The sequence below is a fragment of the Cryobacterium sp. W22_MBD10_FK3 genome (assembly GCF_052113745.1).
Classification (GTDB): domain Bacteria; phylum Actinomycetota; class Actinomycetes; order Actinomycetales; family Microbacteriaceae; genus Cryobacterium.
In genome coordinates, this window is sequence record NZ_JBGQOH010000023.1 from 19,063 (window position 1) to 44,815 (window position 25,753).

At 67.8% G+C, this 25,753-nt stretch carries 29 protein-coding genes and 2 tRNA genes; 13 read left to right on the forward strand and 18 right to left on the reverse strand.

Features of this window, described 5'->3' with window-relative positions:
• Positions 1-60: 60 nt before the first annotated feature.
• Together ACEN2M_RS16270 and ACEN2M_RS16275 are read left to right on the forward strand one after the other, a co-directional pair.
• A complete protein-coding gene (locus tag ACEN2M_RS16270) occupies positions 61-1,155 on the forward strand; it encodes an S-(hydroxymethyl)mycothiol dehydrogenase (RefSeq protein WP_441649190.1) in 1,095 nt (364 codons plus the stop codon).
• Positions 1,155-1,784, forward strand: coding sequence for an MBL fold metallo-hydrolase (locus tag ACEN2M_RS16275; protein WP_441649191.1), 630 nt, complete (start codon positions 1,155-1,157; stop codon positions 1,782-1,784). Before ACEN2M_RS16270 ends, ACEN2M_RS16275 begins: the two co-directional genes overlap by 1 nt.
• A 20-nt stretch (positions 1,785-1,804) precedes the next feature.
• On the opposite strand, the gene ACEN2M_RS16280 is transcribed toward ACEN2M_RS16275, so the two are convergent.
• Complete coding sequence (locus ACEN2M_RS16280; protein ID WP_441649192.1) at positions 1,805-2,278, reverse strand: DUF1801 domain-containing protein; 474 nt, start codon at positions 2,276-2,278, stop codon at positions 1,805-1,807.
• Positions 2,279-2,444: 166 nt separating this feature from the next.
• Between ACEN2M_RS16280 and ACEN2M_RS16285 the strand changes: the two genes are divergently transcribed.
• Positions 2,445-2,515, forward strand: a tRNA-Cys gene (locus tag ACEN2M_RS16285).
• 52 nt (positions 2,516-2,567) lie between these two features.
• Here the strand turns inward: ACEN2M_RS16285 and budA are convergent.
• The gene (gene budA, locus ACEN2M_RS16290) at positions 2,568-3,314 is read right to left on the reverse strand and encodes an acetolactate decarboxylase (protein WP_441649193.1); all 747 of its coding nucleotides are present in this window, start codon (positions 3,312-3,314) and stop codon (positions 2,568-2,570) included.
• On the reverse strand, positions 3,311-5,077 hold the full coding sequence (alsS, locus tag ACEN2M_RS16295; protein WP_441649194.1) for an acetolactate synthase AlsS: 1,767 nt from the start codon (positions 5,075-5,077) through the stop codon (positions 3,311-3,313). The genes budA and alsS overlap by 4 nt, the downstream gene beginning before the upstream one ends.
• Before the next feature lie 111 nt (positions 5,078-5,188).
• Between alsS and ACEN2M_RS16300 the strand changes: the two genes are divergently transcribed.
• The 4 genes from ACEN2M_RS16300 to ACEN2M_RS16315 all read left to right on the forward strand — a co-directional run bounded on the left by ACEN2M_RS16300 (position 5,189) and on the right by ACEN2M_RS16315 (position 8,549).
• On the forward strand, positions 5,189-6,067 hold the full coding sequence (locus ACEN2M_RS16300) for a LysR substrate-binding domain-containing protein (protein ID WP_441649195.1): 879 nt from the start codon (positions 5,189-5,191) through the stop codon (positions 6,065-6,067).
• A gap of 330 nt (positions 6,068-6,397) precedes the next feature.
• Positions 6,398-7,477: a hypothetical protein gene (locus ACEN2M_RS16305; RefSeq protein ID WP_441649196.1), complete on the forward strand. Its 1,080-nt coding sequence runs from the start codon at positions 6,398-6,400 to the stop codon at positions 7,475-7,477.
• A 104-nt stretch (positions 7,478-7,581) separates the two neighbouring features.
• Positions 7,582-8,193, forward strand: coding sequence for a GNAT family N-acetyltransferase (locus tag ACEN2M_RS16310; RefSeq protein ID WP_441649197.1), 612 nt, complete (start codon positions 7,582-7,584; stop codon positions 8,191-8,193).
• Between the two features lie 2 nt (positions 8,194-8,195).
• Complete coding sequence (locus tag ACEN2M_RS16315; RefSeq protein WP_441649198.1) at positions 8,196-8,549, forward strand: UBP-type zinc finger domain-containing protein; 354 nt, start codon at positions 8,196-8,198, stop codon at positions 8,547-8,549.
• On the opposite strand, the gene ACEN2M_RS16320 is transcribed toward ACEN2M_RS16315, so the two are convergent.
• From ACEN2M_RS16320 to ychF, 5 genes are all read right to left on the reverse strand, one after another.
• Positions 8,440-10,116, reverse strand: a complete 1,677-nt coding sequence (locus tag ACEN2M_RS16320; RefSeq protein ID WP_441649199.1) for a cryptochrome/photolyase family protein — start codon at positions 10,114-10,116, stop codon at positions 8,440-8,442. The two genes, ACEN2M_RS16315 and ACEN2M_RS16320, sit on opposite strands and share 110 nt — an antisense overlap.
• Positions 10,117-10,133: 17 nt before the next feature.
• Positions 10,134-10,577: a hypothetical protein gene (locus ACEN2M_RS16325; RefSeq protein ID WP_441649200.1), complete on the reverse strand. Its 444-nt coding sequence runs from the start codon at positions 10,575-10,577 to the stop codon at positions 10,134-10,136.
• A gap of 33 nt (positions 10,578-10,610) precedes the next feature.
• Positions 10,611-11,051, reverse strand: coding sequence for a hypothetical protein (locus tag ACEN2M_RS16330; protein ID WP_441649201.1), 441 nt, complete (start codon positions 11,049-11,051; stop codon positions 10,611-10,613).
• Between the two features lie 66 nt (positions 11,052-11,117).
• Positions 11,118-11,717 (reverse strand): hypothetical protein, encoded by a 600-nt coding sequence (locus ACEN2M_RS16335; protein ID WP_441649202.1) that lies wholly within the window; start codon positions 11,715-11,717, stop codon positions 11,118-11,120.
• Positions 11,718-11,845: 128 nt separating this feature from the next.
• A complete protein-coding gene (gene ychF, locus ACEN2M_RS16340) occupies positions 11,846-12,919 on the reverse strand; it encodes a redox-regulated ATPase YchF (protein WP_441649203.1) in 1,074 nt (357 codons plus the stop codon).
• A gap of 129 nt (positions 12,920-13,048) precedes the next feature.
• Between ychF and ACEN2M_RS16345 the strand changes: the two genes are divergently transcribed.
• Both ACEN2M_RS16345 and rmuC read left to right on the forward strand, forming a co-directional pair.
• Positions 13,049-13,666, forward strand: coding sequence for an exonuclease domain-containing protein (locus tag ACEN2M_RS16345; RefSeq protein WP_441649204.1), 618 nt, complete (start codon positions 13,049-13,051; stop codon positions 13,664-13,666).
• A 98-nt stretch (positions 13,667-13,764) separates the two neighbouring features.
• Positions 13,765-15,090 carry a DNA recombination protein RmuC gene (gene rmuC, locus ACEN2M_RS16350; protein ID WP_441649205.1) on the forward strand — a complete coding sequence of 442 codons (1,326 nt, stop codon included), beginning with the start codon at positions 13,765-13,767 and terminating at the stop codon, positions 15,088-15,090.
• Between the two features lie 102 nt (positions 15,091-15,192).
• Here the strand turns inward: rmuC and ACEN2M_RS16355 are convergent, their stop codons facing one another.
• The 10 genes from ACEN2M_RS16355 to ACEN2M_RS16400 form a co-directional block, all read right to left on the reverse strand.
• Positions 15,193-16,077: an EamA family transporter gene (locus tag ACEN2M_RS16355; protein WP_441649206.1), complete on the reverse strand. Its 885-nt coding sequence runs from the start codon at positions 16,075-16,077 to the stop codon at positions 15,193-15,195.
• Positions 16,078-16,199: 122 nt separating this feature from the next.
• On the reverse strand, positions 16,200-16,484 hold the full coding sequence (locus tag ACEN2M_RS16360; RefSeq protein WP_441649207.1) for a hypothetical protein: 285 nt from the start codon (positions 16,482-16,484) through the stop codon (positions 16,200-16,202).
• An 87-nt stretch (positions 16,485-16,571) separates the two neighbouring features.
• Positions 16,572-18,482: an alkaline phosphatase gene (gene phoA, locus ACEN2M_RS16365; protein WP_441649208.1), complete on the reverse strand. Its 1,911-nt coding sequence runs from the start codon at positions 18,480-18,482 to the stop codon at positions 16,572-16,574.
• Positions 18,483-18,601: 119 nt separating this feature from the next.
• Entirely contained in the window at positions 18,602-19,063 is a 462-nt protein-coding gene (locus ACEN2M_RS16370; protein WP_441649209.1) for a pilus assembly protein TadG-related protein, read from the reverse strand.
• 5 nt (positions 19,064-19,068) lie between these two features.
• Positions 19,069-19,548 (reverse strand): hypothetical protein, encoded by a 480-nt coding sequence (locus ACEN2M_RS16375; RefSeq protein WP_441649210.1) that lies wholly within the window; start codon positions 19,546-19,548, stop codon positions 19,069-19,071.
• On the reverse strand, positions 19,514-19,927 hold the full coding sequence (locus ACEN2M_RS16380; RefSeq protein WP_441649211.1) for a TadE/TadG family type IV pilus assembly protein: 414 nt from the start codon (positions 19,925-19,927) through the stop codon (positions 19,514-19,516). The genes ACEN2M_RS16375 and ACEN2M_RS16380 overlap by 35 nt, the downstream gene beginning before the upstream one ends.
• A 17-nt stretch (positions 19,928-19,944) precedes the next feature.
• Positions 19,945-20,133, reverse strand: coding sequence for a hypothetical protein (locus tag ACEN2M_RS16385; protein ID WP_441649226.1), 189 nt, complete (start codon positions 20,131-20,133; stop codon positions 19,945-19,947).
• Positions 20,134-20,199: 66 nt separating this feature from the next.
• Positions 20,200-21,159, reverse strand: coding sequence for a type II secretion system F family protein (locus ACEN2M_RS16390; protein ID WP_441649212.1), 960 nt, complete (start codon positions 21,157-21,159; stop codon positions 20,200-20,202).
• Positions 21,147-22,007, reverse strand: coding sequence for a type II secretion system F family protein (locus ACEN2M_RS16395; protein ID WP_441649213.1), 861 nt, complete (start codon positions 22,005-22,007; stop codon positions 21,147-21,149). The genes ACEN2M_RS16390 and ACEN2M_RS16395 overlap by 13 nt, the downstream gene beginning before the upstream one ends.
• Positions 22,004-23,236: a CpaF family protein gene (locus ACEN2M_RS16400; protein ID WP_441649214.1), complete on the reverse strand. Its 1,233-nt coding sequence runs from the start codon at positions 23,234-23,236 to the stop codon at positions 22,004-22,006. The genes ACEN2M_RS16395 and ACEN2M_RS16400 overlap by 4 nt, the downstream gene beginning before the upstream one ends.
• Before the next feature lie 110 nt (positions 23,237-23,346).
• Between ACEN2M_RS16400 and ACEN2M_RS16405 the strand changes: the two genes are divergently transcribed.
• The 4 genes from ACEN2M_RS16405 to ACEN2M_RS16420 all read left to right on the forward strand — a co-directional run bounded on the left by ACEN2M_RS16405 (position 23,347) and on the right by ACEN2M_RS16420 (position 25,744).
• Positions 23,347-23,428 (forward strand) — tRNA-Leu (locus ACEN2M_RS16405).
• A 131-nt stretch (positions 23,429-23,559) separates the two neighbouring features.
• Positions 23,560-24,222: a heme oxygenase (biliverdin-producing) gene (locus tag ACEN2M_RS16410; RefSeq protein ID WP_441649215.1), complete on the forward strand. Its 663-nt coding sequence runs from the start codon at positions 23,560-23,562 to the stop codon at positions 24,220-24,222.
• A gap of 3 nt (positions 24,223-24,225) precedes the next feature.
• The gene (locus tag ACEN2M_RS16415) at positions 24,226-24,903 is read left to right on the forward strand and encodes a DedA family protein (protein WP_441649216.1); all 678 of its coding nucleotides are present in this window, start codon (positions 24,226-24,228) and stop codon (positions 24,901-24,903) included.
• Between the two features lie 109 nt (positions 24,904-25,012).
• Positions 25,013-25,744, forward strand: a complete 732-nt coding sequence (locus ACEN2M_RS16420) for a DedA family protein (RefSeq protein WP_441649227.1) — start codon at positions 25,013-25,015, stop codon at positions 25,742-25,744.
• Positions 25,745-25,753 lie beyond the last annotated feature (9 nt).

Below are 25,753 nucleotides of genomic sequence, written 5' to 3' on the forward strand. Positions count from 1 at the left end.
ATGCTTCGATAGGTTGGATGCCGGCCACACCGGCTGCCCCGGCAACTCACGAGGAGCTCCATGCCCATCACCGTCACAGGCGCGATCGCCCGCTCGAAGGGGGCTCCCGTGGAGCTCACCGACATCGTCATCCCCGACCCCGGGCCCGGCGAGGTCATCGTCGACATCGAGACGTGCGGTGTCTGTCACACCGACTTCCACTACAAGGAAGGCGGGATCAACGATGACTTCCCGTTCCTGCTCGGCCACGAGGCCGCCGGCCGGGTGAGCGTCATCGGTGACGGTGTCACCCACGTCGCCGTGGGCGACTTCGTGGTGCTCAACTGGCGTGCGGTCTGCGGTGACTGCCGGGCCTGTAAGCGCGCCGAGCCCTGGTACTGCTTCAACACCTTCAATGCGACGCAGAAGATGACCCTGGTCGACGGCACCGAGCTCAGCCCGGCGCTGGGCATCGGCGCGTTCGCCGAGAAGACCCTCGTGCACGAACGTCAGTGCACCACGGTGAACCCGGATGCCGACCCCGCCGCCGTCGGTCTGCTGGGCTGCGGCATCATGGCCGGCATCGGCGCCGCCATGAACACGGGCAACGTCACGCCCGGCAACTCCGTGGCCGTGATCGGCTGCGGCGGCGTGGGCGACGCCGCGGTGGTGGGCGCCAAGCTCGCCGGCGCGAGCACCATCATCGCCATCGACCGCGACGCCAAGAAGCTGGCCAAGGCCACCGAATTCGGCGCCACGCACACCATCGACTCCGCCGGCCTCGACGAGGACGGCGTGGTCGCGGCGGTGCAGGCTCTCACCGGCGGCTTCGGTGCCGACGTCGTCATCGACGCCGTCGGCCGCCCCGAGACCTGGCGGCAGGCGTTCTACGCCCGCGACCTGGCCGGCACCGTGGTGCTCGTCGGCGTGCCCACCCCCGAGATGATGCTGGAGATTCCGCTGCTGGATGTCTTCGGTCGCGGCGGCTCGCTCAAGAGCTCCTGGTACGGCGACTGCCTGCCCGAGCGCGACTTCCCGATGCTCACCGAGCTCTACCTGCAGGGCCGATTGCCGCTGGCCGACTTCGTCAGCGAACGCATCCGCATCGACGAGATCGAGGCGGCCTTCGCCAAGATGGCGTCGGGCGATGTGCTGCGCTCGGTGGTGATGCTCTGATGACCGCGCGCATCGAACACCTCGTCACCGAGGGCACCTTCGACCTCGACGGCGGCAGCTGGGCGTTGGAGAACAACGTCTGGATCATCGGCGACGACACCGAATGCGTCGTCATCGACGCCGCCCACAACGCCGAGGCGATCCTCACGGCGGTCGGCGACCGCACGCTGCTGGGCATCCTCAGCACCCACGCGCACAATGACCACATCGGTGCAGCCGGTGCCGTCGCGGCCGCCAAGAACGCCCCGGTCTACCTGCACCCCGACGACCGGATGCTCTGGGACGTCGTCTACCCGGATGCGGCGCCTCAGCGAGAGCTCGCCGACGGCGACCAAATCGCGGTGGCCGGCATCGAGCTGCTGGTCGTGCACACGCCGGGACACTCCCCCGGATCGGTGTGCCTCTACGCGCCCGCGTTCGGCACGTTGTTCAGCGGCGACACCCTCTTCCACGGCGGACCCGGAGCCACCGGTCGCTCGTACAGCGACTTCCCGACGATCATCGAGTCGATCACGACGAAGCTGCTCAGCCTGCCGCCCGAGACCGTCGTGAACACCGGCCACGGCGAGTCGACCTCGATCGGCGCCGAGGCTCCCGACCTGCCGGACTGGATCGCGCGCGGCCACTAGCGCGCTCGCGAGCTTGGGAACTAGTCCGAGCGCTCGGGCATCGAGTCCTTGGCCCGGTGCGCGAACACGCCCTCGGTCACGGCCCGGTGGGACTCGGTGACGATCTGCTCGAGCACGGCGAGGTCGACCTTGTCGAGGTTGGTGATGTACAGGCAGGCCAGTCCGGTCTTGTGCGGACCGAGCCGCCCGAGGGCGTCGGCGTGCGCGCCGACCCCGTCGGGCAGGTAGATCGTGGTGGATGCCTTGCGGGGCGAGAAGCCGGCCGCACCCGCGTCGCCTTCGCGGCCGCTCTCATACTTGTAGTGGTAGCTGCCGAAGCCGATGATCGACGAGTACCACATGCGCGGCGGCTCGTTGGTGATGCGCCCGAACATCTCGAGCAGGGTTTCGGCGTCCCGCCGCCGGGTGGCCCCGGGTACAGCGTCGATGAAGGCGCGCACTTCGGCGTCGGCGGCATCGTGGTCGGCGCGGTCAGCGGGGGTTCCTGTAGCCATACCCATACGCTAGCGCCGGCGGCCCCGCTCGACCAGTGCCGGCACCAGCCGGGCGGATGCCCCGTCGGCCGCGCCCGACTTCCTTCGTCATAGTGCTTCTGATGAGGCCTTTCCTCGGCAAGGCTGTTCACCAGGACATCAAACCTCAACGGTTCGACATCCCCATCGCGGTGTGCCCGAGAGGCCAGGGAGCAGCCTGCAAAGCTGTGTACGCGGGTTCGAATCCCGCCATCGCGTCGCCGGCGCCGGGGCCTCTGGAGCGACCCCGGCGTGCGCCACAACGTGCGGGTCAGGCGTGCTGCTCGGTTTTGGCCAGCTGCCTGGCCAGGTCTTCCGGTGACAGGTTCGCGTCGCGGAACGCATCCGTCAGCGGCAGTTGCAGGCGCAGGTCGGTGCCTAGGCAGAGCGCCGCGCTACCGCGCTTGAGTTTGAAGTCGAGCACGTGGCCGCCGCCGGTGCGGTCGTCGGTGATGAAGTGGGTGTGGCAGCCGGGCACGCCGATGCCCTGCTCATAGAGCGGAGTGCGGAAGCCGACGAGGGAGCCGGACACGTCGTGCAGCTCGACGATGGCGTCTTCGTCGGTCGCCTCCACCATCGGGCGGTACGGCTTCTGCTGTTTGACGACGGTGCGCATCCGGATCCACTCGAAATCGCCGTCGATGCGCAACGCGTACATGTAGTTCTCGGATGCCGTCATGTGGTCGATGAACGCCGACGCCTCGGAGCGCACCACGTTGTCGGGCAGTTCGCTCTCGATGTGCGGCACGAAGTTCGTCACCACCGCGTAGGGGGTGTACGCGCCCAGGTCGGCTTTGGTCACCCCGCCGTCGGCGCGCAGCTGGTAGCACTTCCCGTCGACGATGAGCATCTCGCCGTCGAGGCCGTTGAAGGTGCCAATGCCGAAGCTGCCGTGGCCGAGCAGGTCGCGCACGGTCATCTCGCCCTCGTAGACGCCGTCGAGCAGGGCGCTCATCAGGCTGGTCTGGAAGATCTCGTGCCTGGACACCGTGAAGGTGGAGGTTGTCGCGTCGCTCACAGCAGCACATCGCTTTCCAGGTCAGCCATGAGCTCATCGCGGTTGTTGCGGTAGTCCACCCGCACGTCGATGATGCTCGGGCCGTCGTCGTTCATGGCCTGCTCGAGCACCGCGGCGAAGTCGTCCAGGTGGGTGACCCTGTAGCCGTGCGCGCCGAACGACTCGGCGTACTTCACGGCGTCGTAGTCGCCGAGCTGCACACCCGAGGTGCGGCCGTACTTGCCCTGCTGCTGGAACGCGACCATGTCGTAGGTGCCGTCGTTGAAGATGATGTGGGTGAACTTTGAGCCCAGCCGCACCGCGGTCTCCAGCTCCATCGCGGAGTAGAGGAACCCGCCGTCGCCGGACACCGAGACCACCGGCGTTCCTGGGCGCACCAGGGTCGCGGCGATCGCCCAGGGCAGGGCGACTCCCAGGGTCTGCTGCCCGTTCGAGAACAGCAGGGTCCGTGGGTGGTAGGTGCGGAAATGCCTGGCCATGTAGATGTAGTGCGACCCGACGTCGCAGAGCACTGTGGTGTCGTCGGGCAGCAGGGCCCGCATCGCCAGGGTCAGTTCGGCGGGGTGCACTCCCTCGGTCTCGTCCTCCTGGCGGGCCGGCCGGTCGGCTTCGGCCAGGCGGGCCCGCTCGGTGGCGACGACCGCAGACGCGGATGCCGACAGGGTGAGGCCGTCGATCTGTCGGGCGAGCGCATCCATCGTCTCGGCCACGTCACCGCGCAGCTCCACCGTGGGGCGGTAGAAGTCATCGAGGTCGGCGGACAGCTCGTCGAGGTGGATGATGCGGCGCAGGTGGTCCTTGTTCCACTTCGCCGGTTCGTACTCCACGAAGTCGTAGCCGATCGCCAGGATCAGGTCGGCCTTGTGCAGCAGCACGTCGCCGGGCTGGTTGCGGAACAGGCCCACCCGGCCGAGGTAGTGCTCCTCGAGCTCGTGGGAGAGCACGCCGGCGGCCTGGAAGGTCTCTACGACGGGCAGTTTGGCGGCGCCAAGCAGACGGTGCAGGGCCGCGACGGCGCGGTCGGAGCCGGCCCGGGCTCCGGCGAGGATCACCGGGAACTGGGCGTCCTTGAGTAGCTGGGCGGCCTCGGTGATGCTGGCGGCCGGGGCGGCGCCGAGCTGCGGCACCCAGTGCGGGGTGGTCATCGACACCGTGGTGGAGTCGGTGAGCACGTCGTAGGGCAGCACCACGGCCGCGGCGCCCTTGGGCTCCTGGGTGGCCTGGCGGAACGCGTTGGCGATGGCCTCCGGCACGTTGTCGGCGACGCTCACCTCGCCGGCGGACTTGGTGACGGCGGAGAGCATGCCGACCGCATCCATTGACTGGTGGGTGCGCTTGAGCCTGTCGCCGCGGGAAACCGCGCCGCAGATCGCCACCAGCGGGTCGCCCTCGGTGGTGGCGGTGAGCAGGCCGGTGGCGAGGTTGGCGGTACCGGGTCCGCTGGTGACGAGCACGACGCCGGGTTCGCCGGTGAGGCGCCCGACCGCCGCGGCCATGAAGGCGGCGTTCTGTTCGTGGCGCACCACGATCAGCTGCGGGCCGCCATCGAGGAGGGCGTCGTAGACCGGGTCGATCTTGGCGCCGGGAACGCCGAAGATCCACTTGACGCCGTAGGCCTCGAGACATTCGACCACCCGGTCGCCGGCCCGGCGGGGCGAGCCGAGCGCCCCCGTGCCCAGCCCGAAGGCCGCTGCGGCGCTCGTTTCGGTCGTGGGGGCCGCCGCGGGTGCGCTGGTGGGCCGAGCGGATGATGTGTTCGCCATGTTGTACCTCCGTGCCGGCGTTCCGGCGTCTGAGTCAATGCTCCCGCGTCAACCGATCCAGAACAACGTCAATAGAGGATGGTAACCATCTGACAATGAGATGATTGATCAATGGACCTCAGGCAGCTCGAATTCTTCAGCGCCGTCGCCGGTGAGCTCAACTTCACCCGGGCGGCCGAACGGCTCACCATCGCCCAGTCGGCGGTGTCGGCCGGGGTCCGCTCGCTCGAGGGCGAACTCGGCGTCGAGCTGTTCGACCGCAGCCGCCGCCAGATCCGGCTGACCTCCACCGGCGAGCTGCTGTTGCCCAAGGTGCGCGAGGCGCTCGACGCCGTGAACGAGGTGCGGGATGTCGCCCAGCAGTCCACACACGCCATCACCGGGTCCATCGTGATCGGGCTGATGACCTCGGTCACGCTGGTGAACGTGCCGCGGCTACTCGGGCTCTACCGCACCGCGCACCCCGGGGTGGGCGTACGGCTGCGAGCGGCCCGGCGCGGGTCGGCCGACCTGGTCGAGGAACTGGCCACCGGCGAGCTCGACCTTGCCTTCCTGGCTCTGAGCGGACCGGTGCCCGCGACACTCTCTGCCGTACCGATCGCCTCCTCCCCGATGGTGCTCGTGGTGCCGGCCGGGCATCCGCTGGCCGCCTCGCCCGGTGTCGACCTGGCCGCCCTCGCCGCCGAGGAGTTCATCGACCTGCCGCCCGGGTACGCCAGCCGGCAGATCGTGGACGACGCGTTCGCCGCCGCCGGAGTGGAGCGCCGGGTGATGATCGAGGTCTCCGACATCGGTACCGCGGCCGAATACGTGACCAACGGCCTGGGTGTGGCGCTGCTGCCCGAGTTCGCCGCGCACGCCGCCCTGAATGTGCGCCGCATCCCGGTGGCCCACGTGCCCGACTTCACCGTCTACCTGGCCGCCTCCCGCAGGCGCCGGGCCTCGGCCGCCGTGCGCGCGTTCGTCAACCTGGCCCTCTCCGGCGAGTAGCCCGGCGACCCCGGTACCCCCGCGGCGCCGCCGTGCCCGCGCCGGCGCCGGCGTCCGCGCCCAAGTGGTCCCGAAGCGGACAATTGGTGCCGGCACACCGGCCACAATTGTCCGCACGGGAAACAGTTGTGGGCGCAGCCGCCCTGCTCGCCGCCGGCTGGGATCCTCCAGCGTAAGTCGATAGGACGACGCGGAGTACGGCGCGATTGGGCCCGTGCAGCTGCGTTCACGGATCCGTGTCATACTCCGCCGGTGACACTCTTCGAATCTGGTCCCACCGGGCTCGGTCTGTCGGCCCAGCGACCCCGCCGGTCGGGATTCCGGGTCGCGGTGTTCTGGGTCGTACTCGTTCCTGCGATCGCCGCCGCCGGATTCCTCGGCCTGTCTACCCTCCCGTCCGATGCCGCGTGGCAGCAGATCACGAACACCATGTCGGCGGAGATGGAGCACCTCGCCGAACGGATCGGCTTCAGCGAAGAGGGCCGGGCGCTCTTCGCTGACTCCGGCCCCCAGCTTCTGGACAGCGCGGAGTTCCTGGACACGTGTGTCACCGTCGAGGACGGAACAGACGCCGGGGCGGACGACGGCATTGAGGACGAACCCAACGACGGGCAGCTGGCCACAGTCGGTTGTTACTACGGGAACGGAGCCGGCTTCGGACAGATCGCGATATTCCGCCCCACCGACGACCGCCTCGCCGACCAGACCGTCGTTACCGCTGCCCACGAGTTCCTGCATGCCGTCTACGCCCAGTTGCCCCCGGATGATCGTGCCGTTCTGGACCCCCTGCTGGAGACGCGCTGGTCGTTGGTACCCGCCGACGATCCAATACAGGCCAGCCTGACATCCTCGGTGGGCGCAGTGGGCGAGAACCGCGCCACCGAACAATTCGCCTACCTCGGCTCCGAGATCGCCGACGCGGGCGACCCAGCGCTTGAGGCCTTCTACGCGCCCTATTTTGTCGACCGCCAGGCCGTCGTGGCGATCAACGGCAGCCTCCTGGCGATGTGGGACGGGCTGTGGGCCGATTACCAGGCGAAAGCGGATGCGTTGCTCATTCACGAGCAGGCCGACGCCGATGCGGGCGCCCAGTTGTCGGCCGACCGCGAACAGCTGGACGCCGACCGCATTACGCACAACCGGCAGGTGGGCGAATACAACGCATTGACCCCGCAGGGTCGAGCCCGCCTGTTTGTGATGAATGCCGACGGCACCTTGGGCGATGAGGCGTGGGGAAGCTATCTGGAACGGGTCCTCGGCGAGATCAACACGAAGGAGGCAGGCTTCGTCGGACGACAGGCAGAACTGGATGCCTCCGTCACGGCCGCACAAGCGGAGCGAGCCGCTTTCGATCTCGTGGAGGCCGATCTTCACGCGCTCAACACGGCATCCGTGCCCGCGGCAGGCTAGCCCAGCTGGGTAGTTGATGCTGCGCCGCGCCGGCTCTGGTTCCCTTGTCGCGGGCGCGACGGTCTGCCTATCATGCTGGCAACCACAGGCTCGGAGGGTAACGCATGGCAATCGAGGTGACACCCGCGCACGATTTCGACGACATGGCCACCATGTTCGCGCCGAAGAAGCCCGAATCGTCGGTGTGCTGGTGCCTCTCCTGGCGGCTGGATTCCAAGGAGAACCGGGCGCTCAAGGGAACGGCCCGAGCCGACAAGGTGCGGGAACTGTGTTCCCGCGAGCGCGCACCAGGTGTGCTCGCGCACATCGACGGAGAGGTGGCGGGCTGGGCCGGCATCGCCCCGCGCGCCGAGTTGTACCCGTTTGCGCACTCCCGGAAGATCCCGCACGTGGACGATCTGCCGGTCTGGTCGTTATGGTGCCTCCGGGTGCGCCCCGGATACCGCAAACAGGGCGTCACCCCGGCACTCATCGCCGGCGCCGTCGACTACGCGCGGGCATCCGGTGCACCCTGTGTGGAGAGCTACCCGGTCGACAACGACGGTCGCCGGGTCGATCTGACCATGGCCTTTGTCGGCACGCGCAGCATGTTCGAGCGGGAGGGCTTCGCCAAGGCCGCCGACACCGATTCCGTCGCGGGCGGTTTCCCCCGCATTCTCATGCGGCTCATGCTCGACCGACACTCGACTGATGCGCACTCGACGGACAGAATGTAACGATGACAGCCACTGCGAACGGCATCGACCCCACCGCCCGACCGGGCAGCACCGGATGCCTCAACTGCGATGCGATCGACTCCTGGTGGCTGCACCTGCGACGGTGCGCCGCCTGTGGCCACATCGGCTGCTGCGGCGACTCGCTCAACCGGCACGCGACCGCACACGCCGCCGAGACCGATCACCCGGTTATCCAGAGCTTCGAGCCCGGCGAGGACTGGTTCTGGGACTACAGCGAGAACACATTCATCGAGGGGCCGCGCCTGCTGGATCCCCAGCATCATCCGGCGAGCCAGCCCGTGCCAGGGCCGGCCGGTCGAGTACCCGCGGACTGGCAGGAACAGCTGGGCGGCTGAGTAGAGCCGTGTCGTGCCCGGCGTCGAGGAGCGCCGCAGCGCGGCGCCGATGCTCGTCTCGAGTGTTCGGGTCCATCTTCTCCAGCAGGGACAGGACCATTCTCGTGCGCGGATTGGCCTTGAAGACCGCGTGATGGTCATCGATAAACGTCCAGTACAGCCCGTCCCAGTCGCGCATCCACTCACCCGCCGGCAGGTCCGACATCTTGCGCAGATAGTTGCTGCCAGACACATAGGGCTTGGTGGTGATCTCGTCCCCCGCGGCGAACTGGCTCATCGCGTAGACGTTGGGCACCATCACCCAGTCGTAGGCGTCGATGAACATCTCCATGAACCACTCGTAGACCGCGTCCGGATGGATCCGCAACAGCGACATGGCGTTGCCGAGCACCATCAGCCGCTCGATGTGGTGGGCGTACCCGGTGTCGAGTACCCGAGAGATGACCAGGTCCACCGGCGCCAGTCCGGTGGTCGCGTCCCACCAGCCGGCGCCGAGTTCACGATGGTGGTCCAGCCGGTTGGAGGTGCGCATTGCGCGGCCCCGGGTGCGGTAGGTGGCGCGCATGTATTCGCGCCAGCCGATCACCTGCCGAATGAACCCCTCCAGTGAGGCGAGCGGGGTGCTTTCGGCGGCTGCCTCGAGCACGGCGTGCACCACATCACGCGGGTCCAGCAGCCCGATGTTCAGCGCGGCGGTCAGCAGACCGTGAGCGATGAACGGATGCACCGTGGAGATCGCGTCCTCATAGGGGCCGAAGTCGTTCAGGCGTTCCCGCACGAATTCATTCAAGTGCTCACGCGCCTCGTCGGCAGTAGTGGGCCAGGCGAACAGATGGGGGTCTCCCGGGGCATCCGGGAACTCGGCACTGACCCAAGCGATGGCCGATGCGACGTCGCGGGGTACCTCGACGGTGTCGGCGTCCGCCATCAGCGCGTCGATATCGAGGGTGTCCTCCCGCTGGAGGACCGGATGGCGCGCGAAGCGGCCGACCGCGCGGGGCGTATACCCGCGCGGAAGCTTCTTGCGGTTCTCGGCGTCGAAAGACCATTTGCCGCCCACCGGCTTGCCGTCCTCGACCAGGATGTCGAGCCGTCGCCGTTGCCACACGTAGAAGTCCTGCATGCGGGAGCCGTGCTGGGAGAACCAGTCATCGATCTGCGCCCGGTCGGTGAGGAAGTTCGGTGTCTCCAGCACGTCGTCCTGGCGCATCCGGTACCCGCCGTCGGCGAGCCCGGCGAGCAGATCTTTCTCGAGCCAGTCGTCGACCACGTCGAACCAGGTCACCCGCACCGGGTCGCGGTTTCGCACGAACTCCGCGAGCTGGTCGTGTGAGGTGCGCTCGGCATTGCTTGGCAGCACGACGACCTCGTAGCCGCGCTCGCGCAGCCGACGGGCGAACCGGGTCATCGAAGCGCGATGCAGCACCAGCTTGTGGGAATGGAACCGGTACCGGCGAAAGAGCAGGTCATGCTCGATGAGCACGAACACGGTGCCGCCGGCCGCGTCGAGGTGCTGCTCGAAGAGCTGGTGCGGCAAGACGAGGCGAACGCTCTGGCCGATACTCATGCCCCCTCTATTCGAGACTATTGCTGCTCTCTGTCGAGTGATGCCTGGACTTCATTCTGCCAGGAGCCGCTCAGCACCGAGGAGTCCAACGATTCATCGTGGGAATATTGCGGTTCGTACTCGAACTCCGCATCGAGCGACCCTGACTGAACGGAGTAATGAAGCTTCAGTTGGGTCGATACGACAAGGCCGGATTCCTGACCCGCGTCATAGAGTCGCCTTAGCTGCGCAGTCCCGTACTTCACCATTGCCCTTTGGCGAGGAATAGAGGCATCCACTTCGAGAAGCTCTCCCCGGGTCATAACTCTGCCGCGCACAACGAAGAACGGGTCAAAGAAGAGGGTCCGGTCCTCCACCGATGCATAAACGAAGATGTCACTCGCGGCTCCGTCTGCGTACTCCAAACACACCGCGATCATCTCGGTCTGCGTGTCCGCGAGAAGTTCCTCCAAGGAAGCCATGTCATTACCCCACAGAAATAGTGCGCAGAAGAGCTACCGCTCGTCACGCAAGCAGGAATGAACTTCGGACTGCCACTTCTTGCTGAAATCTATGTTGTGCAGCGACGTGTCATGCGAGTACTGGGAGGTGTACAAGAATTCAGAATCCAACGACCGCGTCTCGGCAGAGTAGTGGAGTTTGAGCTGAGTCGGAACCGCAACACCCAACTCCGTGAACCCGTCATAGAGGCGCTTCAGCTGCGCGGTTCCAAAGTTCACCAATGCCTTCTGGCGTGGGATCGATGTGTCGACGCCAGGAACCTTGCTCTTGGCCACGAGCTCTCCCTGAACCACGAAGAACGGGTCGAAGAAGAGTGTGCCGTTCTCCATCGACGCGTAGACGAAGATATCGCTCGCCGCGTCCCCGACGTATTCCAAGCTCAGGCCGACAAGTTCGGACTGGACATCGGCAAGGAGATCCTCAATGCTGCTCATTTTGTGGTTTCCTTCGCGGCCCGATTCAGGTTGGTCGTCCGTTGTCTTCACACCGGCTCTAGCCGCTTAGCCGCATAATTCTCGGGGAATGTCGGGGGCGGGGCGAACGACGATCTTGTTCACCAGGCCTTCAAACACGGCGAAATTGATCCAATTCCCGTCGCCGTCAGACAACGCGTAGTGGGGGGTGAAATGGTCGTCCTGGTAGATGATCGCGGGGTACGCGGTCTTGAGTTCATCGAGCGTGGCGCCGATTCCGATGCCATCGGTCGTGCGCGGCGATGTCGCGGTGTAGTCCGACGAGGTCGCCCCTCCCTCCAGGGCGATCAGCTCCACGAGGCCGTTGTCGGACCTGTCGGCGACGACCAGACCGGGGAATTCGGGCCGGTCGAAGGAGAGAATCGACGGGCAACCGTCAAAAACGGTACCGCTGGAAAATGCCGTCATCGACTCGTCCGTCGCGCTGAGCTCATCCCCGATCACCAGCGGTCCCACGCCGGTGAAGGCGATGATCCACGAACCAGGGTCGGCCAGGTCCATCGCAATCGGTGTCGGCGTCGGTATGGGTGTGGGTGCAGCCGTACTGACCGTCGTGCCGACGGAATGGGTCGGATTCACGACCGGCGCATCCGCCCGCGGGCCCGAGCACCCCGCCAGCAGCAGCATCCCGATGGCAGCTACGGCTACCACGGGAAGCCGCCCACACCTGGAAACATGAACGAACACCCGGTTCCCCCCGATTCAGTTCTTAGAACCTGGCTTCACCCTAGTGGCTATCAATCGGACTACTACTGCTAGTTGTTGAAGCGGAACTCCACCACGTCGCCGTCCTGCATGACGTATTCCTTGCCCTCGATGCGGGCCTTGCCCTTGGCGCGGGCTTCGACGACGGAGCCGGCGTCGATGAGGTCCTGGAACGCGAAGACCTCGGCCTTGATGAAGCCCTTCTGGAAGTCGGTGTGGATGACTCCGGCGGCCTGCGGGGCGGTCCAGCCCTTGTGGATGGTCCAGGCCCGCGTTTCCTTGGGGCCGGCCGTGAGGTAGGTCTGCAGGCCCAGGGTGTCGAAGCCGATGCGGGCGAGCTGGTTGAGTCCACTCTCCTCCTGGCCGGTGGAGGCCAGCATCTCGGCGGCGTCCTCTTCGTCGAGTTCGGCGAGCTCGGATTCGAGCTTGGCGTCGAGGAACACGGCCTTCGCCGGGGCGACGAGAGCGGCCAGCACGGCGAGCTTCTCGGCATCCTGCAGCACGGCCTCGTCGACGTTGAAGACGTAGATGAACGGCTTGGTGGTGAGCAGGCCGAGTTCGCGGATGGGCTCAACGTCGATGGTCGATGCCGACAGCGGCTTGCCGGTGTCGAGGAACGCCTGCGCTTCGAGCGCGGTCTTGAGCACACTCGGGTCGAGCTTGCGACCCTTGGTCTCCTTCTCGTACCGCACGATGGCCTTCTCGAGGGTCTGCATATCGGCGAGCACGAGCTCGGTGTTGATGGTCTCCATGTCGCCGGCCGGGTTGACGGCACCGTCGACGTGAACCACGTCGGGGTCGGCGAAGCCGCGGATGACCTGCGCGATGGCGTCGGCCTCACGGATGTTGGCCAGGAACTTGTTGCCCAGGCCCTCACCCTCGCTGGCGCCGCGCACGATGCCGGCGATGTCGACGAACGACACCGGGGCGGGCAGCAAACGCTCGCTGCCGAACACCTTGGCCAGCTTTGCCAGCCGGTGGTCGGGCAGGTTGACGATCCCAACGTTCGGCTCGATGGTGGCGAACGGGTAGTTCGCCGCGAGCACGTTGTTCTTGGTCAACGCGTTGAAGAGGGTGGACTTGCCGACATTGGGCAGTCCGACGATTGCAATAGTAAGAGCCACGAGCATCCATCGTACCGGCTCTGCCGGTTCGGCGTTCTGCCGCGGGATTTCACGGCGTTGACGGGGCAGCGGGCGCGGCAGCGGATGCCTGCCGCGCGGCGACGTCGGTGGCGCGTGAGACCATGAGGCGTGCCCGTCAACTTCACCGCCATCGATTTCGAAACCGCTAATTCTTCGGCCGCCTCGGCCTGCTCCGTGGGGCTGGTGAAGGTGCGGGACGGTGTCGTCGTCGACAAGATCGGCTGGTTCATCAAGCCTCCGCTGGGCCACGACCTGTTCCAGGAGTGGAACATCAAGATCCACGGCATCCGCCCCGAGCACGTGGCGGCGGCGCTCAGCTGGTCGCAGCAGCTGCCCAACCTGGTCGACTTCGCCGACGGTGACGTGCTCGTAGCGCACAACGCGGGCTTCGACCTGGGCGTGATCAAGACCGCCTCCGCGATCACCGGCATGACGGTGCCCGACTTCCGCTACGTCTGCAGCCTGCAGGTGGCCCGCAAGACCTACCACCTCGACTCCTACCGGTTGCCGGTCGCGGCGATGGCCGCCGGTTTCGAGGACTTCTCGCACCACAATGCCCTGGCCGACTCCGAGGCCTGCGCGGCGATCATGATCCACGCCGCCGACCGGCACGGCGTCGACAGCATCGAAGACCTGGCCCGCATCTGCGGCGTGAACGTGGGCGTCATCGGCCCGGTCGCCACCCGCGAGCACCGCGCCACACACGGCCCGATGGCGTTGAACTAGCCGCCGGCCTCTCCCCCGGCCGCTCGCCCCACCGCTCGGCCCGTGCGACGCGCGCCCGGCCTGCCGGCGGTGTCGGTGGGCGCTGTCAGACTGGCCGCATGGACCTCCTCGCGCTTTTCCTCGGCCTTGTTCTCGGTGCGGTGCTCGGCGCTCTCGTGAGCGTCGTGCTCCTGCAACGCCGCCAGTCGGCCACGCCGGCGGGCGCCGACCCGGCCGTGCTCGAGGCCCGGCACCAGGTGGTGCTGGCCGAGACGCGCGCCCGTGAGGCCGCCGTGCAGTCGCTGCTGCGGGAGGAACTCGCGTCGATGCAGGCCACCGCCGACGGCCTGCGCGACCAGATCAGCGACCAGAAGCGCCAGTACCGGGACATCGTCGACCGGCAGCGCGACGATCAGGCCGCCCGCACCGAACGGGACCGGCAGGAGAGCCAGGTGCTGCAGGCCCTGGCGCCGGTGAAAGACAGCCTGGTCAGCATGCAGCAGAAGGTCGCCGAGCTCGAGCAGCAGCGCAGCCTGCAGCACGGTGAGCTCACCGAGCAGTTGCGCTCGGCCACCGAGTCCGAGGAGCGCCTGCGCAGCACCGCCGAATCCCTCGCCTCGGCCCTCCGCGCCAACAACACCCGCGGCGTCTGGGGCGAAACCCAGCTGCGCAGCGTGGTCGAGGCCGCCGGGCTCATCGAGCGGGTCGATTTCGACGTGCAGTCCAGCATCAGCTCGGATGCCGGCGCCGGCCGGCCGGACATGGTGGTGCACCTGCCCGGCGGCAAGAACATCGCCGTCGACGCCAAGGTGCCGTTCACCGCGTTCCTCGAGGCGAGCCAGATTCCCGCCACGGCGACCGGCGCGGATGGCGCCCAGCGCGCCGTGTTCATGAAGGCGCACGTGAAGGCGGTGCGCGACCACGTCACGGCGTTGGGCAGCAAGGCGTACTGGCAGGGTCTGGAGGCCTCCCCCGAACTGGTGATCGCGTTCATCCCGAGCGAGTCGTTGGTGTCGTCGGCGCTGGAGGCCGATCCGTCGCTGATGGAGTTCGCGTTCAGCAAGCGGGTGGCGCTGGCCTCCCCCGTCACGCTGTGGTCGGTGCTGAAGACCGTGGCGTTCAGCTGGCAGCAGGATGTGCTCACCCACGATGCCCAGGTGCTCTTCGACCTCAGCCGCGAGCTGTACTCCCGGCTGGCCACCACCGCCACCCACATCGAGAAGCTCGGCCGCGCAATCGAACGCACCGTGAAGGACTACAACGGTTTCGTCGGCTCGATGGAACGCCAGGTGCTGCCCACGGCCCGCAAGCTCAACGCCCTCGACGAATCGAAGGTGCTGGCACCGCTGGCGGGCATCGAGGAGTCCCCGCGAGAGCTGGCGGCCTACGAGTTCGTGGCGGCGCTGGAGACGGCAGCGTTGGAAGAGATCCCCACCCGGGAGTGACACGGACCGAACCGGCGTCACGAGTTGCGGCAGGATCCCCCACCAGCGCCGGCCATTGGTGGCACTTGCGGCAAGTCGGGCGCGAAGCTGCCCGGCGCGGCGCTACGGGATGGCGCGAGCCGTGCGCTCGAGGTCAGAGACCGGCTGCTCCCGCTGGGTGGCGATCGCCGCACCGGCCGCAGCGCACACCACGACGATGGCCACCTGCTGCTGCGGCAGCAGGGTTTCGCCGAGCACCAGCACCCCGAAGACCGCCGCGACGACAGGGCCGAAGCTGGTGATGATGGCGTAGAGCCGCGGCGTGATGCGGCGCAGGATGAACGTGTCCACCGTGTACGGGAACGCCGACGACAGCACTCCCACTGCCACGAGCAGTCCGATCACGCCCCAGTTCAGCTTTGAGTAGTCCACCGTGACCACGGCCAGCGGAACGAGCAGCACCAGGCTGACCAGACTGGCGATGGTGATGCCTTCCAGCCCCGGCAGTTGCGTGGCCACCCGGCGGGTGAGCAGGATGTAGCCGGCCCAGGCGGCGGCCGCGGTGAGCGCCAGCGCGATGCCGACCGGGTCGAGCGTGCCATCCGACCAGGTGAGCAGAAACACTCCGCCGGCGGCCGCTGCCGCGCAGACGAAGTCGAGGAACCGGCGGGAGGCGGCCAGCGCCACGGCGAACGGGCCGAGGAACTCGATGGTCGCGGCCACACCGAGGCCGAGCCGGGCGATGGCCTCGTAGAAGGTGAGGTTCATCACGGCGAGCACCACGCCGAGCATCAACGCCGGCCACAGCCTGGCCCAGGTGAAGGTGACGAACTTGGGCCGGTAGAACGGCAACACGGTGATCGCCATCACCAGCTGACGCACGGCCACCACCACGGGTGAGCCGACCATCGGAATGAGCAGCCCGGCCAGCGACGAGCCGTAGTTGATGGTCACCTCGGTGACGAGTTGGGCTCCCGCGCCGGTGAGACGGTCACGCTTGGCTGTCACTGTTCTCCTTCGCCGACCGGATGCGGCACTCCGACGACACTACCGGCCAGCCCCGCGGCGGCTCGTTTCGTGCCGCGCCGGGGCGGCCGCGCCGGGTCCAGCCGCCCGGTCCGACCGCTCGGTCAGCTGCGCCGGTAGCCCAGCCTGCCCAGAGCGGCCGGGTCGTCCTCGATCTCGGCGGCGCCGTCGAAGGCCGCATCAGCCGGGTAGACCAGCAGCGGCACACCCGCCACCACCTGGATGGTGACGTCAACGGTGTGACCGGGATCGGTGATGTAACACCGCACCGGAAAGAACTCGCCGAGCGGCTTGCCCGCGGTGACGGTGTCGTTCAGGTAGCTCACCAGCGCGTCAGCAAAGCGGTCGGAGACTGTGAAGCTTCTGCCGTAGTAGTCGATGCGTTTCATGGGGGAAACTCTACCGAGCCGAGAAGGCCGCCCCGGGAGGGGCGGCCTTCGTTATTCGGCCAGGCGGGCAGCCCGAGCAGCTTTTTGCTAGGCGAGGCCGTGGCGACGACGACGGATGACCAATAGCACTCCACCGCCGGCGAGCAGCGCAACGGCCAGCACGGCCACGGGGGCGAGCTGCACTCCGGTGGAGGCGAGGAACCCGAGCGCGGCAGCGCCGGCACTCACGGCAGGCCCCGAGCCGGGCCCGGTGGCGGCCGGTGCGGCCACCGTCGGCGTGGGCGCGGGGGTGCTGCCCGCCGCCGCGACGGTCAGCGCCGCCGTCACGGTGACACCGGTCTGCGCTCCGGTCAGGCTGACCGTGTACTGCCCGGGGGCGGTCGGGGCGGTGCCGGTGACGACGGCGTTCCCGTCGATCACGTCGGCGACGCCCAGCGGATCGGCCGAGGTGGCGGTGCCCAGCTCGCTGGTGGCACGCCAGTCGGCGGCCAGGCCGGCTCCCATCGCGGTGAAGGCCGCTCCGGGGGCGACGGTGGCCTTGTCGAGGGTGAGGGTGGCGGCGGCGCTGAGCGACGTGAGATTCGTGTTCAGGGCCAACGCGTTGGTGGAGGTGAAGAACAGGTCGGTCTGGTCGGTCAGGCCGAGCACGTTCGCGGCGCCGGGGCCGTAGCCGGCGATGCGCACCTGGGAGCCGGTGTGCTGCTGCGACTCCCCAGCGTTGGCGGTGCCGTATCCGACGAGCATGGTCTGGCCCTCAACGGTGGTCAGCGCAACGCTGAGGCCGGGCGGGGTGGATCCCACGATTTGGCTGGTGTGGGCGTGGTCGGCGGTCACCACCACGAGGGTGTTGCCGTCGGCCTTCGCGAAGGCGAGAGCGGACTGCACGGCCTCGTCGAGGTCGACGGTTTCGCCGATCTGGCCGCAGGCATCCGCGGCGTGGTCACGCTTGTCGATGCTGGCACCCTCGACCTGGAGGAAGAAGCCCTGCTTGCTGTCGGCAGACAGGAGGTCGATGGCCTTGTCGGTCAAGGAGGCCAGAGACAGCCCGGTGTTCAGGCGCGCGGGGTTCGCGGTGCACGACACCGGGGCGAGGTTGCCGCCGCCCACGGTGGCTTCCGGGCCGATCCAGCGGGTGGGGAAGTTGCCCGCCGTGAAGAGTCCGAGCACCGGGGAGCTCTGGTCCGCGGCGGTGACCTTAGACAGGCCCGCGGCGTCGTTCACCAGCTGGTAGCCGCGGTCGGTGGCCTGCGAGAAGAGGGTCTGACCGGCCCAGTCGCCGGCGACGGCCTTCTCGTTGAAGGTGGCCGAACCGCCCCCGAGCACAACATCGGGGCGCAGCGTGAGCAGCTGCTCGGAGATGGACCCGAGTCCGCCGTTCTCCAGCGCCTCGGCGGAGCAACTCGCGGTGGTCTTCACCGGTCCGTAGCAGCCGCGAGCCGAGATGTGGGCGATCTGCGCGCCCGGGGTGGCGTCCTGGATCTCGGCCGTCGACACGTTGCCGGTGCGCAAGCCGTTGGCCTTCGCCAGTTCCAGCAGCGTCGACTGCGGTTTGCCGGCGATGTCCACCGAGAGAGCGCCGTTGTAGGTCTTGGTGCCGGTCGACCAGCCGCTGGCGGTCGATGCCGACTCCGACGCGTAGTTCGGGGTGCCGTCCTTGTTGAGGGCATAGGTGGTGTACTGGCCGGTCAGCGGTAGGGCATCGATCCCGGCGAACTCGCCGGCGGCGCCCTCGGCGTAGTTGCGGGCGACCGTGATCTCGCTGTCGCCCATGCCATCGCCGATCAGCAGGATGACGTTCTTGGCCGGTCCGTCGACAATCGACTCGCGAATCGCGGCGGTCTTGTCTCCGTCGTTGCGAGTGGCCCCGCCGTGGTCGTCGGTGGCTGCGTACGCGCCGAGGGGCGCGAGGATGCTGGCACCGGCGATGAGGCCGGTCGCCGCGACCATGAGCGCGCTGCGGCGCCCACGGATGGTGGCTGAGTTGGACGCACGGTGCACGAGGTTCCCCCTGAGATTGGTGTGTGCCGCCCTGGACTCCGACCGGCACGACGACGCTAACCGGGCAGCAGAGAGCGGTGGTGAATCCACGGTGAACAGCAAAGGGCGTGACCTGAGTCTCAGTGGAACACCGACCGCGCCACCGCGGTCACCTCGAGGGGTAGACCGTCGGGCACGAGCAGCGTGAGCACGGGCGGACGCCACCAGGCCCGCAGGGTGACGGTGGCACTCTGTCCGTCGACGGTGTCAGCGTGGGTCAGCACCAGGTTCTCGATGCCCGGATGCGGTGCCGCGGCAAGATACGAGGTCGCCGCGGCCCGGATCTCCCCGGTCGTGAGTGCCGCATGCAACTCCCCGTCGTCGACCGAGACGGATTCCAGGGTGAACGATTCGGCGGCGGCGAGCGCCGCACCATCCGCCAGCGTGAAGAGCTTCTTGCGCTCGAGGTACAGGCTCGTGGCGGCGACGACGATCAGCACCACGACCAGCGCCAGAAATCCGTAGAAGATGGTCAGCAGGAGGGTGGACCCTTCCTCGCCCGAGTTCCCGCGTGCTCGGGCGGCCGCGGCGGTGCGGTTCATCGGGCTCACCCCTCGTGCCAGAATCTGGACACAGTCTGGGTGGCCGAAGCCTCAAGCGGGATGCTGCCGCCGCGTGACCCGGTGATCACCGCTGGCACGAAGGGCAGATCGACGACCACCCGAACGGTGACGGTCACCACAGTTCGGCGGGACAGACACACGGTGGACCCCGGGCAGGTGATGCTCACCTGGGCATCGGCCGCGTCGATGCCGTAGTCGGCGAGACCCACCAGTACCGCGCGCTCGGCGCGTGCCTCGGCTTCGCCGGTTGCGGGCGCCTGCACGAAGACCCTGGCCGCCTGTCGCGCCGCACCCTCCACCGCCAGCGCACCGCCCTGCAACACCGACATCGCCAGCACGAGGTACACCAGCGGCACCAGCAGGATCAGGCCCGCTGTGATGAACTCGAGCGACGCCGACCCTCGTTCCCCGGTGGGCGTCCACCGCCGGTCAATCGGTCTCGTCCAGTTCTTCCACGGCCGCATGTCCCCTCACCTCCAGAGCACGGTCCACTCCCAGCAGCCCGAACATCGGCAGCGGGGCCACGACCCGCACCTGCACGCCGGGTTGACCCGCAACCTCCGCGTAACTGGCCGTGACGTCGGCCGCGTAGGCAGGTCCGATCGCCGTGGTGATCAGGTCGCGGCTCCGCGCCGCCCCCTGGTCGAGGTCGCTGTCGGCCAGCGCGGCGTAGCGAGCGCCTTCCGCCGCCGCATCGAGCACGGTGTTGCGAACATGCAGCGCGAGGGCGAGTTGCAGCACGGCCAGGGTCAGTGTGGTGAGCAGGGCCGAGACCATCACGAATTCGGCCACCGCAGTACCGCGCTCGGCCTCGCCGGGCTCGAACCGCCACCTACGCATCATGGGGTGCTGATGTGCGGCTAGATGCCGCTGACCTTGTCAATGGCCTGCTCGAAGATGCCGCTGAGCGCCGGGCCCGCCAGCCCCCAGATGATCATCACCAAGCCCGCGGTCATCAGGGTGATCAAAACCCAGCCCGGCACATCCCCCCTCTCGTCGTGCAGCCCTGCGCGGATACGGTTGTGCAGCTTGGTGGTGAGACTCACGATGTCCTGCTCTCTCTCGGGTGGGGCACGGATGGATCGGGGTGGTTCTCGGCGCCGGGGCGGGCCCGTCTAGAAACCGGCCTGCAGCACGAACAGGCCGGGAAAAATGGCGAACAGGATTGTCATCGGCAGGATCAGGAACACGAGCGGCACCATCATCGCGACCTCCTTCTTACCCGCGGCCTCGAGCAGGTGCCGCTTGGCTTCCTCTCTGCCGTCCTGGGCCTGGGCGCGCAGCACCTCGGCGAGCGGCGAGCCGCGATCGATCGCACCGACCACCTGGTCGACGAAGCGGGTCAACGACGTCAGGCGAATCCGCCTGGACAGCTCGGTGAGAGCCGTGGTGAGGGAGACGCCGGCGTGCACGTCGCCGATCACGCCGGCGAATTCGCGGGACAGCTCCCCCGAGGTACTGCGGGAGACCCGGCGCAGGGCGTCAAGAATGCCCTCACCGGCGGCGAGGGAGAGGGTGAGGAATTCCAGGATCGTGGGCAGCTCGCTCTCGATCCGGGCCAGGCGCGCGGCAGCCGCACGCTTGAGCACGGCGTCCCGCAGCAGCACGCCCGCTGCGGCCGCGACGCCGGGCACCGCAATGTGCACGATCACCGGCCAGCTCCGGCCCAGCGGCGTACCGAACGCGACCAGCATGGCGCCGGCGGCACCGATCAGCGCCCAGGCCAACTGCTCCGCACGAAAGGCGTCGACGGTGCGGGTGGAGCCGGACTGTCGCAGTCGACGTTCGATGATGTCGGCACCGCCGAGGGCATTGGCGAGGGTCTGGGCGAGCGACTCGAACACCGGCGAGAACAGGGTTCCGAGCACCGGGATCGGATCGACCGAACGGCGGCCGACGAAGACCCTCGCCTCCTCCGACACGTCAAGCAGGTAGGGCGCCAGCCGGTTCGCGAGCCGGGGCCGGCTCAGGCGCGGGGTGAGGCTCACCAGCGACCACAGTCCGATGCCGAGCACCGAACCGAAGAAGGCGCCCCAGGCCACCGCCGTCATGGATACCGCCGTCACTGGAACCACCGACGTTCCTCAGGCAGACGTCCGACGATGAGCATGACCCGGTAGGCCAGCACCGAGACGGTGAGGCCGCCGAGGATGACGACGGTTCCGGCCGGCGTGTTGAACGCCTCCGCCGCCTCCGGCCTGCTGCTGATCAGTACCAGCACTATCCAGGGCGCCGCCACCCCCAGCCGGGCGGCGTTCACCACCCAGGATTGTTTGGCCTCGACTTCGGAGCGCACCGCCGCATCCTGCCGCAACCAGCTCGACAGGCTGCGCAGCACCACGGTGAGGTCGCTGCCGCCTACCTCGCGCGCCATCCGCAGGGTCTCGATCAGACGGTCGGCGAACGGGTCGGCGAGGGATGCCTTGAGCCTGTCGACGCTGTAGCCGAAGTTACCGGTGGCCCGGTACTCCCGCTCGAACTCGGCGAACGCCGTGCGGGTGACCACCGGCCCGGCCTGCGCCAGGCTGCTGACCGCATCGGGCAGGGCCAGCCCTGAGCGCACGGCGGAGACGAGGTGGTCGACCACATCGGGCCAGACGGTGCGGTTGAGCCGGCGCCTGGCCCTGGCCCGCCAGAGCACGATCAGGGTCGGCAGGATCAGCCAGACCACTCCGACGACCAGAGTGAGCGCCCGCACCCCCAGGATCGCCTCGGCGAGCGCCGCCGCGGCCAGCGCGAGCACGGCAGACAGTGCGGCGAACACCGATACCGGCACGGACCCGAACCCGGCCTGGGCGAGCCGGGCCCGCCAGCCCGACACCAGGCGGCCGCCGCGGGAGACCCCGCCGGCGGACGGCCACAGCAGCGGTGCGCTCAGGAGAACCAGACCTGCGCCGAGGAGGCTGCCCAGCATCAGGGTCATGCCGCTCCCCTCCGCAGCACCTCGGCCGGGTCGAGCCCGGCCGCCCTGAACTTGGCGAGCTTGGTGGGGAACCCGCCGGTGTGCTCGAGCGCCCCGTTCTTCATCAGGAAAAGCGGGCTCGCCTCGATGGTGGAGCCGGTGAGTTGGCCGCTCGGCGCGATGATCTCAGTCACCCGGCGGCGTCCATGTCGGTCCATCTCGCAGTGCAGCACTATATCGATGCAGCCGGCCACCGTCGGCAGCACGAACGACGAATCGATGTTGCGCCCGGCCAGCAGCGGCAGAGTCGACAGCTTGGCGAGGGCGTCCCTGGCGCTGTTGGCATGGATCGAGCACATGCCGGGCAACCCGCTGTTCAGCGCAATCAGCAGATCGAGGCTCTCCGCCTCGCGCACCTCGCCCACCACCAGCCGGTCGGGCCGCATCCGCAGTGACTCCTTGATCAGCCGGCGCAGGGTGATCTCCCCCGCGCCCTCCAGGCTGGGCTGGCGGCACTGCATGGCCACCACATCGCGCGCGCCCACGCTCAGCTCGAAGGTCTCCTCCACCGTGATGATGCGTTCGGTGCGGCGGGTGGCCGACAACAGCGCGTTGAGCATGGTGGTCTTGCCGGTCTGGGTGGCCCCGGACACGAGGATGTTCTGGCCGCCGCGCACGCACACGCGCAAGAAGTCGGCGGCCGGTTGGGTGAGTGCGCCCAACGCCACCAGCTGGGTGAGATCCCGGATGCGCCGGGTGAACTTGCGGATGTTGACCGACCAGTGCCGCTGTGTGATGTCGGGGATCACCACGTGCAGCCTGGACCCATCGGGCAGGGAGGCATCCACAAAAGGTGAGGACAGATCGACCCGCCGGCCGGAGGCCTGCAGCATCCGCTCAACGAGATCACGCACCTCACGCTCGGTGAGCACCATCGTGGTCAACTCCGGCACCCCGTCGCGGGCGACGAACACCCGGGTGGGCGAATTGATCCAGATCTCTTCGATGTCGGGGTCGTCGAGGAACGGTTGCAGCGCGCCGAACCCGGTCAGCGCGGCCACCACCTCCCGGCTGGCCTGGAACTCGTCGGTGAGCAGCGGCATCGAGCCGCCGAGGGCGCGCTCGCTGTACCGACGCACCTCGTCGCGCACGTACTGGTCCGCGAGGGCGTCGTCGGTTGCCAGGTCGACGCCGTCGCGGCGCACGCGCAGCCGCACCTGCTCGGTGATGATGCGCACGGCCTCACTCATGAAGGAATCCTGCTGCACAAGCCGCACGGCGCGGGGAAGTTATCCACAGCAGCGGCCCGACCGGTCCCTCCGCGGCCGAAAGCCGAGCGCCCTAGACTGGAGCCTGACTCGCGGGAGTGGTGAAATTGGTATACACGCAGGTTTTAGGTACCTGTGCCGCAAGGCGTGAGGGTTCAAGTCCCTTCTCCCGCACCGACGGGCGCCGGCTGTCAGCACACAGATGCTGTCCGGCTCCGCTGCATACCGAGATCATCATCGATTCTGGCCACCGGAATTTGCTTAGGTTAGGATTGCCTTACTCGTCCCCCAGCAGATCGGTTCTCATGACCGCGACCCCTATCACCACGCAGCACACCCTGGACCAGCAGCCGAGTCTGGCAGACTACCTGCGCGCCAGCTCGAGTAGCCAACACCGTGATACCGAGACACGTTCATTCATCACCGAGCTGATGAGCGGTGCGCTCTCGCTCGCCGATTACACCCGGTATCTCGGGCAGTACGCCTGGGTCTACGAGGCTCTCGAACAGCTCGTCGACAGGGTCTCCCAGGTCGACCGCATCGACGTTTTCGACCCCGCCCTCGACCGGCTGCCCGCCATCGAGAGCGACCTCGCCGCACTCGGTGTGCAGGACTGGCGCCGTGAGCATCCACCACTGCCGGCGACCACCGAGTACATCGCGCACCTGCAGTCCCTCACCAGCGCCGACAGCGTGCGCTGCCTGGCCCACCACTACACCCGCTACCTCGGTGACCTGTCGGGCGGCCAGGCCATCGCTGCTCTCGTGGCCCGGCATTACGGCGCAGCACCCGAGCAGCTGGGCTTCTACCGATTCGATGCGATCAACAACATCGTGCAGTACAAGCGCTCATACCGCGATCGGCTGAACGCGATGCTGCTCGCTCCGGCCGAGGTCGACACCCTCGTGGCAGAGGTCGATGCCGCCTTCACCTACAACGGCGCTGTCTTCGACGGGTTGGCGCGCTAGCCGATGTTGCGCACCGCGGCACTTGACGGCCAGCTCAGCGATTTTCTCGCGAGCGCGGGTGTCGTGGTGTTCTACCTGCTCGTCTGGGCGCTCGTCTTCGCCGGCACCGCCCTGTTCCTCGGGGTGTTCATCCCGTTCATCACGGGCGACTCGCTCCTGTTCGGCGCCGGACTGGTGGCCGCGTCCACCCAGAGCCTGAACATCGTGGTCCTGGCCGTCGGCGTCGGCGTCGCCGCGTTCCTCGGTGACCAGGTGGGCTTTCTGCTCGGCCGACGGTACGGGCGCGGGTATCTCGACAAACGCGGCGGCCGGCGCACCCAGCTCGCAATCGTGAAGACCGAGTCGTTCTACCTCAAGTACGGCTGGTGGGCTGTGGTCGTGGCCCGATTCATGCCGTGGGCGCGGGTCTTCGTTCCCGTCGTGGCCGGAGTCGGCCGCATGAACTACTACAAGTTCCTCAGCAGCAACCTCGTGGGCGCCCTGGCCTGGGGTGTGGGCATCACCCTCACCGGCTACTACGCCGCCGCGATTCCCGGCGTGAAGAGCGCCGCGTACATCATCGCCGGGTTCTTCATCACGGCGTCGATAGTGTTCGGACTGCGCACCTGGCTCGCCGACCGCGCGCAGGGCCGTTCGGGCGCCCCCACGACCACCGGGTCTCACAACACTTTGGGGGGTTAGCCCACCCCTTCATCAGGCCTTCCTGTTCCAGAACGCGGTAACCTGTAGCGACGCAAGCGATCACCGCCGACTGGCCGATCTAGCCGCCGACGACTGGAGTTTCTTCGTGATTCACACCGCACTCATTCCGTGGCTCGACCCGGAGATCCTGATCAACGGATTCGGGCCCTGGGCGCTGTTGGGCGTGTGTGCGATCGTCTTCGCCGAGACCGGCCTGCTGATCGGGTTCCTGCTGCCGGGCGACACCCTGCTCGTGATCACCGGCCTGTTCGTCTTCTTCGACATCATCACCATCGACATCTGGTGGGTGGCGCTGGCCATCGGCGGCGCCGCGTTCGTCGGCGGTGAGGTGGGCTACCTGATCGGCCACCGGCTGGGCCCGCGCGTGTTCGAGCGCAAGGAATCCGGGCTGTTCAGCGTGAAGAACGTGCAACGCACCAACGCCTTCTTCGTGCGCTTCGGCGGCTTCGCCGTGATCGCTGCCCGTTTCGTGCCCATCGTGCGCACCTTCGCCCCGGTCGCGGCCGGCGTCGGGCACATGGACTACCGCAAGTACAGCCTGTACAACTTCATCGGTGCCATGATCTGGGGTGCCGGGCTCACCTTCTTCGGCTACTTCCTGGGCTACATTCCCCCGCTGGCCGACTTCGTACGCGACTACATCGACCTGATCCTGCTGGGCGCCGTGGTGCTCACGCTGCTCCCCACCATCTACCACTACGTGCAGTCAACCGTGAAGGCCCGCCGCGAGTCCCGCGCCGGGGTGACCGTCGACCCGGCCAAGCTCGTTCTCGACCCCGAGACCTTCGACACCGACAATGACGGCAAGCACGAGGCGTAGAACCCCGGC

Coding starts and splice junctions, on each gene's coding strand:
- ACEN2M_RS16335 (WP_441649202.1), bottom strand. CDS start 11,717: ATGCTGCTGCTGGCGGGGTGCTCGGGCCCGCGGGCGGATGCGCCGGTC.
- ACEN2M_RS16310 (WP_441649197.1), top strand. CDS start 7,582: ATGGCAATCGAGGTGACACCCGCGCACGATTTCGACGACATGGCCACC.
- ACEN2M_RS16410 (WP_441649215.1), top strand. CDS start 23,560: ATGACCGCGACCCCTATCACCACGCAGCACACCCTGGACCAGCAGCCG.
- ACEN2M_RS16300 (WP_441649195.1), top strand. CDS start 5,189: ATGGACCTCAGGCAGCTCGAATTCTTCAGCGCCGTCGCCGGTGAGCTC.
- ACEN2M_RS16325 (WP_441649200.1), bottom strand. CDS start 10,577: ATGGCTTCCTTGGAGGAACTTCTCGCGGACACGCAGACCGAGATGATC.
- ACEN2M_RS16400 (WP_441649214.1), bottom strand. CDS start 23,236: ATGAGTGAGGCCGTGCGCATCATCACCGAGCAGGTGCGGCTGCGCGTG.
- ACEN2M_RS16375 (WP_441649210.1), bottom strand. CDS start 19,548: ATGCGGCCGTGGAAGAACTGGACGAGACCGATTGACCGGCGGTGGACG.
- ACEN2M_RS16380 (WP_441649211.1), bottom strand. CDS start 19,927: ATGATGCGTAGGTGGCGGTTCGAGCCCGGCGAGGCCGAGCGCGGTACT.
- ACEN2M_RS16370 (WP_441649209.1), bottom strand. CDS start 19,063: ATGAACCGCACCGCCGCGGCCGCCCGAGCACGCGGGAACTCGGGCGAG.
- ACEN2M_RS16395 (WP_441649213.1), bottom strand. CDS start 22,007: ATGACCCTGATGCTGGGCAGCCTCCTCGGCGCAGGTCTGGTTCTCCTG.
- ACEN2M_RS16275 (WP_441649191.1), top strand. CDS start 1,155: ATGACCGCGCGCATCGAACACCTCGTCACCGAGGGCACCTTCGACCTC.
- rmuC (WP_441649205.1), top strand. CDS start 13,765: ATGGACCTCCTCGCGCTTTTCCTCGGCCTTGTTCTCGGTGCGGTGCTC.
- alsS (WP_441649194.1), bottom strand. CDS start 5,077: ATGGCGAACACATCATCCGCTCGGCCCACCAGCGCACCCGCGGCGGCC.
- ACEN2M_RS16320 (WP_441649199.1), bottom strand. CDS start 10,116: ATGAGTATCGGCCAGAGCGTTCGCCTCGTCTTGCCGCACCAGCTCTTC.
- ACEN2M_RS16330 (WP_441649201.1), bottom strand. CDS start 11,051: ATGAGCAGCATTGAGGATCTCCTTGCCGATGTCCAGTCCGAACTTGTC.
- ACEN2M_RS16280 (WP_441649192.1), bottom strand. CDS start 2,278: ATGGCTACAGGAACCCCCGCTGACCGCGCCGACCACGATGCCGCCGAC.
- ACEN2M_RS16360 (WP_441649207.1), bottom strand. CDS start 16,484: ATGAAACGCATCGACTACTACGGCAGAAGCTTCACAGTCTCCGACCGC.
- ACEN2M_RS16415 (WP_441649216.1), top strand. CDS start 24,226: ATGTTGCGCACCGCGGCACTTGACGGCCAGCTCAGCGATTTTCTCGCG.
- ACEN2M_RS16270 (WP_441649190.1), top strand. CDS start 61: ATGCCCATCACCGTCACAGGCGCGATCGCCCGCTCGAAGGGGGCTCCC.
- ACEN2M_RS16315 (WP_441649198.1), top strand. CDS start 8,196: ATGACAGCCACTGCGAACGGCATCGACCCCACCGCCCGACCGGGCAGC.